Origin of the sequence: Stenotrophomonas sp. Sm6012 (assembly GCF_030985895.1) — a bacterium.
Lineage (GTDB): Bacteria > Pseudomonadota > Gammaproteobacteria > Xanthomonadales > Xanthomonadaceae > Stenotrophomonas > Stenotrophomonas forensis.
Map to the genome: position 1 here is coordinate 1 of NZ_JAPTFX010000213.1, position 5,378 is coordinate 5,378.

A 5,378-nucleotide genomic window follows, 5' to 3' on the forward strand; every position below is an offset into this window, starting at 1 on the left:
ACAGCAGGTGACGGAAACGACGACGGGCCCCGCAGGGCCCGTCGCGTTGCATCAATGAAGCGGTGCTGCCTGGATCAGAAGCGGGCGCCGATGCCGAAGCCGACGGTCCACGGATCCATCTTGGCTTCGCCGATCTTCTCGCCGCCGACCTTGATGTCCGGGCGGGCGCGCATGTAGCGGGCGTCGGCACGGGCGAACCAGGTGGAGTTGATGTTCATGTCGACGCCGACGGTGCCGATCACGCCCTTGGCATCCTTGAAGCGGATGTCGGTGTCAGCGCCGTTGCCCAGCTTCTCGTTGCTGAAGCTCGACTGGTAGTAACCGACGCCCACGAACGGGCGGAACACGTTGTCAGCCTGGCCGAAGTGGTACTGGCCGCTCAGCGCGATCGGCTGCTGCTCGACCGAGCCCAGGCGGGCATTGTTCGGGCCCTTGAACTTGTTCTCGAACTTGTCGGCAGCGCCCCACAGCTCAACGGCCCAGTTGTCGTTGATGTAGTAGCTGAAGCTGACGGTCGGCGCCGGGCCGCCATCGGTCTTCTTCACGCCGGTGATCGGGTCGTTCTTCGGTTCCAGCAGCGAGATGCCGCCAACAACGGCAAAATGCTTGCCCGAAGCGGTATCGGTGCTGCTGTCCTGGGCGAAAGCGGCCGGCGCGAACGCGGCGGAGGTCAGCAGGGCGAGACTCAGGATACGGATGGAGCGCATGGGGGTATCTCCTAATGTTTCTTGTTTTGGGCCCCCGGTTGCGGGGCGAGCACACCGTAGTCGCCTCAACATGAATCGAATCCGACGCGCGTTAAAAATTAGTTTTATTCGTTCAGCGAGTAGTGCGAAAAGCCTGTATTCATGGGGTTTTCGTACATCCGTGACATTCATTCAGTTGGAGAAGATGTGAGCGCCGCGACGATGTGCATCGGCCTGCAAGCGCAGGTGAACGTGGATTGCAGGGTGCTGCTGCTGGGATCGATGCCGGGTGTGGCATCGCTGCATGAGCAGCGCTACTACGCGCATCCGCGCAATCGCTTCTGGCCGCTGTTGGCGGAAATCTGCGGGTTTGATGCGGGCCTGCCGTATGCACAGCGGTTGCAGGCATTGAACGCCGCGGGCGTCGGCCTGTGGGATGTGATCGGCCAGTGCGAGCGGCGCGGCAGCCTGGATGCGGACATCGTGCGCGGCACGGAAGTGCCCAATGCGCTGCCGTCACTGATCGCCTCGCTTCCTGAGCTGGAGCTGATCGCCTGCAATGGCGCGGCGTCGATGCAGGCGTTCCAGCGCTGGGTGCTGCCCCGGCTGGAGGCGCCGCCGAGGCTGCTGGCGCTGCCCTCCACCAGCCCGGCCAATGCGGCGTGGTCGCTGCCGCGCCTGCGCCTGGCGTGGCAGCCGGTGGCCGACGTGCTGGCGACATCAAGCGGACATCGTCGGGACAATACGCTACCGACTGGTCAAGGCCGCAACCCATGAGCAACAGCGTGTCCCGGCTGCGTGCGTACTGAAAACACCTGTAACGGTTGGCGCTGGACCCCGCTGGCCGCACAATAGACGTTTCCCTACACCAGATTGCCGGAGTTATCCCCATGGCCGAAATCAAGGAAGCACTTGTCCCCGATATCGGTGACTACAGCGATATCCCGGTAATCGAGGTGCTTGTCGCCGTCGGCGACACGGTCAAGAAGGACCAGGGCCTGGTGACGCTGGAAAGCGACAAGGCGACCATGGAAGTGCCGTCCTCGGTGGCGGGCGTGGTCAAGGAACTCAAGGTCAAGGTCGGCGACACCCTGTCCGAAGGCAAGGTCGTGGCGCTGATCGAAGTGGCCGAAGGCGAAGCTGCCAAGCCTGCCGCCGCCGCACCGGCACCGGCCAAGGCCGCTGCCCCGGCACCTGCCACCCAGAGCGCGCCGGCCCCGGCCGCTGCTGCCCCGGCCGCCAGCGGCGGTGCCGTTGAAGCGCTGGTGCCGGACATCGGCGATTACACCGATATTCCGGTCATCGAAGTGCTGGTTGCCGTCGGCGATACGGTCAAGAAGGACCAGGGCCTGGTCACGCTGGAAAGCGACAAGGCCACCATGGAAGTGCCGTCGTCGGTCGCTGGCGTGGTCAAGGAGCTGAAGGTCAAGGTCGGCGACAACCTGTCGCAGGGTGCCGTGGTCGCCATCATCGAGGCCGAGGGCGCTGCTGCGCCGGCTCCGAGCAAGGCGGCCGCTGCCGCTGCCCCGGCCGCCGCCGAAACCGCCACCAAGGTCGAGCCGGTCGCCGTTCCGGCCCAGCCGGACAAGCTGGCCGCCCGCGAAATCGCCTCGGCCGGTACCCCGTCCAGCCCGCCGGTGCAGTTCAATGCCGATGGCGTGCTGCCGGCCAAGGTGCCGTACGCCACCCCGGCGGTGCGTGTGTTCGCGCGCGAACTGGGCGTGGACCTGCTGCAGATCAGCGGCACCGAGAAGGGTGGCCGCATCACCAAGGGTGACGTGCAGAAGTTCGTCAAGGCCGCGCTCAGCGGTGGCGTGCCGGCTGCTGCCGGTGGTGCCGTTGCCGCCGGTGGTGGCCTGAACCTGCTGCCGTGGCCGAAGGTCGACTTCAGCAAGTTCGGCGAGACCGAAGTGCAGCCGCTGTCGCGCATCAAGAAGATTTCCGGCGCGAACCTCGCCCGCAACTGGGCGATGATCCCGCACGTCACCCAGTTCGAGCAGGCCGACATCACCGACCTGGAAGGCCTGCGCGTGGCGCTGAACAAGGAGAACGAGAAGGCCGGCATCAAGCTGACCATGCTCGCCTTCCTGATCAAGGCCAGCGCCGCGGCGCTGAAGAAGTTCCCGGAATTCAACGCCTCGCTCGATGCCAGCGGTGAAAACCTGACCCTGAAGAAGTACTTCCACATCGGTTTCGCCGCCGACACGCCGAACGGCCTGGTTGTGCCGGTCATCCGCGACGTGGACAAGAAGGGCGTGGTGCAGATCGCGCAGGAAACCGGCGAACTGGCCAAGAAGGCGCGCGACGGCAAGCTGGGCCCGGCCGACATGAGCGGCGGCTGCTTCTCGATCAGCTCGCTGGGCGGCATCGGCGGCACCGCGTTCACCCCGATCGTCAATGCACCGGAAGTGGCCATCCTCGGCGTCTCCAAGTCCTCCATCCAGCCGGTCTGGAATGGCAAGGAATTCGCGCCGAAGCTGATGCTGCCGCTGTCGCTGAGCTACGACCACCGCGTCATCGATGGCGCCCTGGCCGCACGCTTCACCACCTACCTGTCGCAGGTACTGGCCGACATGCGCCGCGTGCTGCTGTAAGGCACCGCTTCGCCCCCACCGTGTGGCCGCTGCCCCCCTGGCGCGGCTGCGTGAACAGATGCAGTGACAGCCCGTCGGCCATGCCGGCCGGGCACGAGGAAAACCACCATGGCCACGATTGAAGTCAAGGTTCCCGACATCGGCGATTACAGCGATGTGCCGGTGATCGAAGTGTTGGTCGCCGTCGGCGACACGGTGAAGAAGGACCAGGGTCTGGTGACCCTGGAATCGGACAAGGCCACCCTGGAAGTGCCGTCCTCGGCCGCTGGTGTGGTCAAGGAACTGAAGGTCAAGCTGGGTGACAGCCTGTCCGAAGGCGCCGTGGTCGTGGTGCTGGAAACCGAAGGCGCCGCCGAAGCCCCGGCCAAGGCCGCGGCTCCGGCTCCGGCCGCAGCTGCGCCGGCCAACAAGCCGCCGGTGACCCCGTCGCACCGCGCCCCGGCCGAACCGGCCGCGCCGAAGCCGGCGCTGTCCAGCGGCAAGCCGGCCGATATCGAATGCGAAATGGTCGTGCTGGGCTCGGGCCCGGGCGGCTACACCGCCGCCTTCCGCGCCGCCGACGTCGGCCTGGACACCGTGCTGGTCGAGCGCTACGCCAGCCTCGGCGGCGTCTGCCTCAACGTCGGCTGCATTCCGTCCAAGGCACTGCTGCACGCCGCTGCGGTCATCGACGAAGTGGCCCACGCCGGTGATTTCGGCGTCGAGTTCGGCAAGCCGACCATCACCCTGGACAAGCTGCGCCAGTACAAGGAAAAGGTCGTCAACCAGCTGACCAAGGGCCTGGCCGGCATGGCCAAGCAGCGCAAGGTCCGCAGCGTGCAGGGCGTCGGCAGGTTCGTTTCGGCCAACGAGCTGGAAATCACCGCCGCTGACGGCAGCACGCAGTTGCTGCGCTTCCAGAAGTGCATCATCGCCGCGGGTTCGCAGGCGGTGAAGCTGCCCAACTTCCCGTGGGACGACACGCGCGTGATGGATTCCACCGACGCGCTGGAGCTGGCCGAAGTGCCGGGCTCGCTGCTGGTTGTTGGTGGCGGCATCATCGGCCTGGAAATGGCCACCGTGTATGGCGCGCTGGGCAGCAAGGTCACCGTGGTCGAGTTCATGGACCAGCTGATGCCGGGCGCCGACAAGGACCTGGTCAAGCCGCTGGCCGACCGCCTGAAGAAGCAGGGCATCGAAGTGCACCTGAAGACCAAGGCCTCGGGCGTCACCGCCGATGCCAAGGGCATCACCGTCACCTTCGAAGCCGCCGAGGAAGGCCAGGCGCCTGCGCTGGCGCAGGGCACCTTCGACCGCGTGCTGGTGGCCGTGGGCCGCTCGCCGAACGGCAGGAAGATCGATGCCGAGAAGGCGGGCGTGCAGGTCACCGAGCGTGGCTTCATTCCGGTGGATCGCCAGATGCGCACCAACGTGCCACACATCTTTGCCATCGGCGACATCGTCGGCAACCCGATGCTGGCCCACAAGGCCACGCACGAAGGCAAGCTGGCCGCCGAAGTGGCCGCTGGCCACAAGAAGGAGTGGGTGGCGCGCGTGATTCCGTCGGTGGCCTACACCAACCCGGAAATCGCGTGGGTCGGCGTCACCGAGACCGAAGCCAAGGCCAAGGGCCTGAAGGTTGGCGTGGCCAAGTTCCCGTGGGCGGCCAGCGGCCGCGCGATCGGCATCGGTCGTACCGAGGGCTTCACCAAGCTGATCTTCGACGAGGAGACCCACCGCATCATCGGTGGTGCCATCGTCGGCGTGCATGCCGGTGACCTGCTGGCCGAGATCGGCCTGGCCATCGAGATGGGTGCCGAAGCCGAAGACATCGGCCACACCATCCACGCGCACCCGACGCTGAGCGAATCGGTGGCGATGGCCTCGGAAATCTACGACGGCACGATCACCGACCTGTACATGCCGAAGAAGAAGTAAGGCGCCCGCGCCGTTGCGAACGAAAAGCCCTGGCTTCTGCCGGGGCTTTTTTGTTGGCTGCGGGGCGTCTTCGGCTGTTGTCATCGCGAGCGTTCGGGCCGCTGCGCGGGTGGCAGGCATTTCGACAAATGTCCCCCGTCGCCCGCCTGTGGCGGTCGCCTCCTCCTTTACTTTGTCGAAA

General features: G+C 66.0%; 4 protein-coding genes. 3 read left to right on the forward strand and 1 reads right to left on the reverse strand.

Annotated elements, in window-relative coordinates:
* Window positions 1–74: 74 nt before the first annotated feature.
* The gene (locus O0J73_RS21355; RefSeq protein WP_006471404.1) at window positions 75–707 is read right to left on the reverse strand and encodes an OmpW family outer membrane protein; all 633 of its coding nucleotides are present in this window, start codon (window positions 705–707) and stop codon (window positions 75–77) included.
* Between the two features lie 186 nt (window positions 708–893).
* On the opposite strand from O0J73_RS21355, the gene O0J73_RS21360 reads away from it, so the two are divergent.
* The 3 genes from O0J73_RS21360 (at window position 894) to lpdA (ending at window position 5,197) form a co-directional block, all read left to right on the forward strand.
* Window positions 894–1,463, forward strand: a complete 570-nt coding sequence (locus O0J73_RS21360) for a DNA-deoxyinosine glycosylase (protein WP_197563975.1) — start codon at window positions 894–896, stop codon at window positions 1,461–1,463.
* A 113-nt stretch (window positions 1,464–1,576) separates the two neighbouring features.
* On the forward strand, window positions 1,577–3,280 hold the full coding sequence (gene aceF, locus O0J73_RS21365) for a dihydrolipoyllysine-residue acetyltransferase (RefSeq protein ID WP_197563974.1): 1,704 nt from the start codon (window positions 1,577–1,579) through the stop codon (window positions 3,278–3,280).
* 108 nt (window positions 3,281–3,388) lie between these two features.
* On the forward strand, window positions 3,389–5,197 hold the full coding sequence (gene lpdA, locus O0J73_RS21370; RefSeq protein ID WP_006471340.1) for a dihydrolipoyl dehydrogenase: 1,809 nt from the start codon (window positions 3,389–3,391) through the stop codon (window positions 5,195–5,197).
* Window positions 5,198–5,378 lie beyond the last annotated feature (181 nt).

Excerpts from the sequence above, each read along its gene's own strand:
- lpdA (WP_006471340.1), top strand. The coding sequence starts at position 3,389 with ATGGCCACGATTGAAGTCAAGGTTCCCGACATCGGCGATTACAGCGAT.
- aceF (WP_197563974.1), top strand. The coding sequence starts at position 1,577 with ATGGCCGAAATCAAGGAAGCACTTGTCCCCGATATCGGTGACTACAGC.
- O0J73_RS21355 (WP_006471404.1), bottom strand. The coding sequence starts at position 707 with ATGCGCTCCATCCGTATCCTGAGTCTCGCCCTGCTGACCTCCGCCGCG.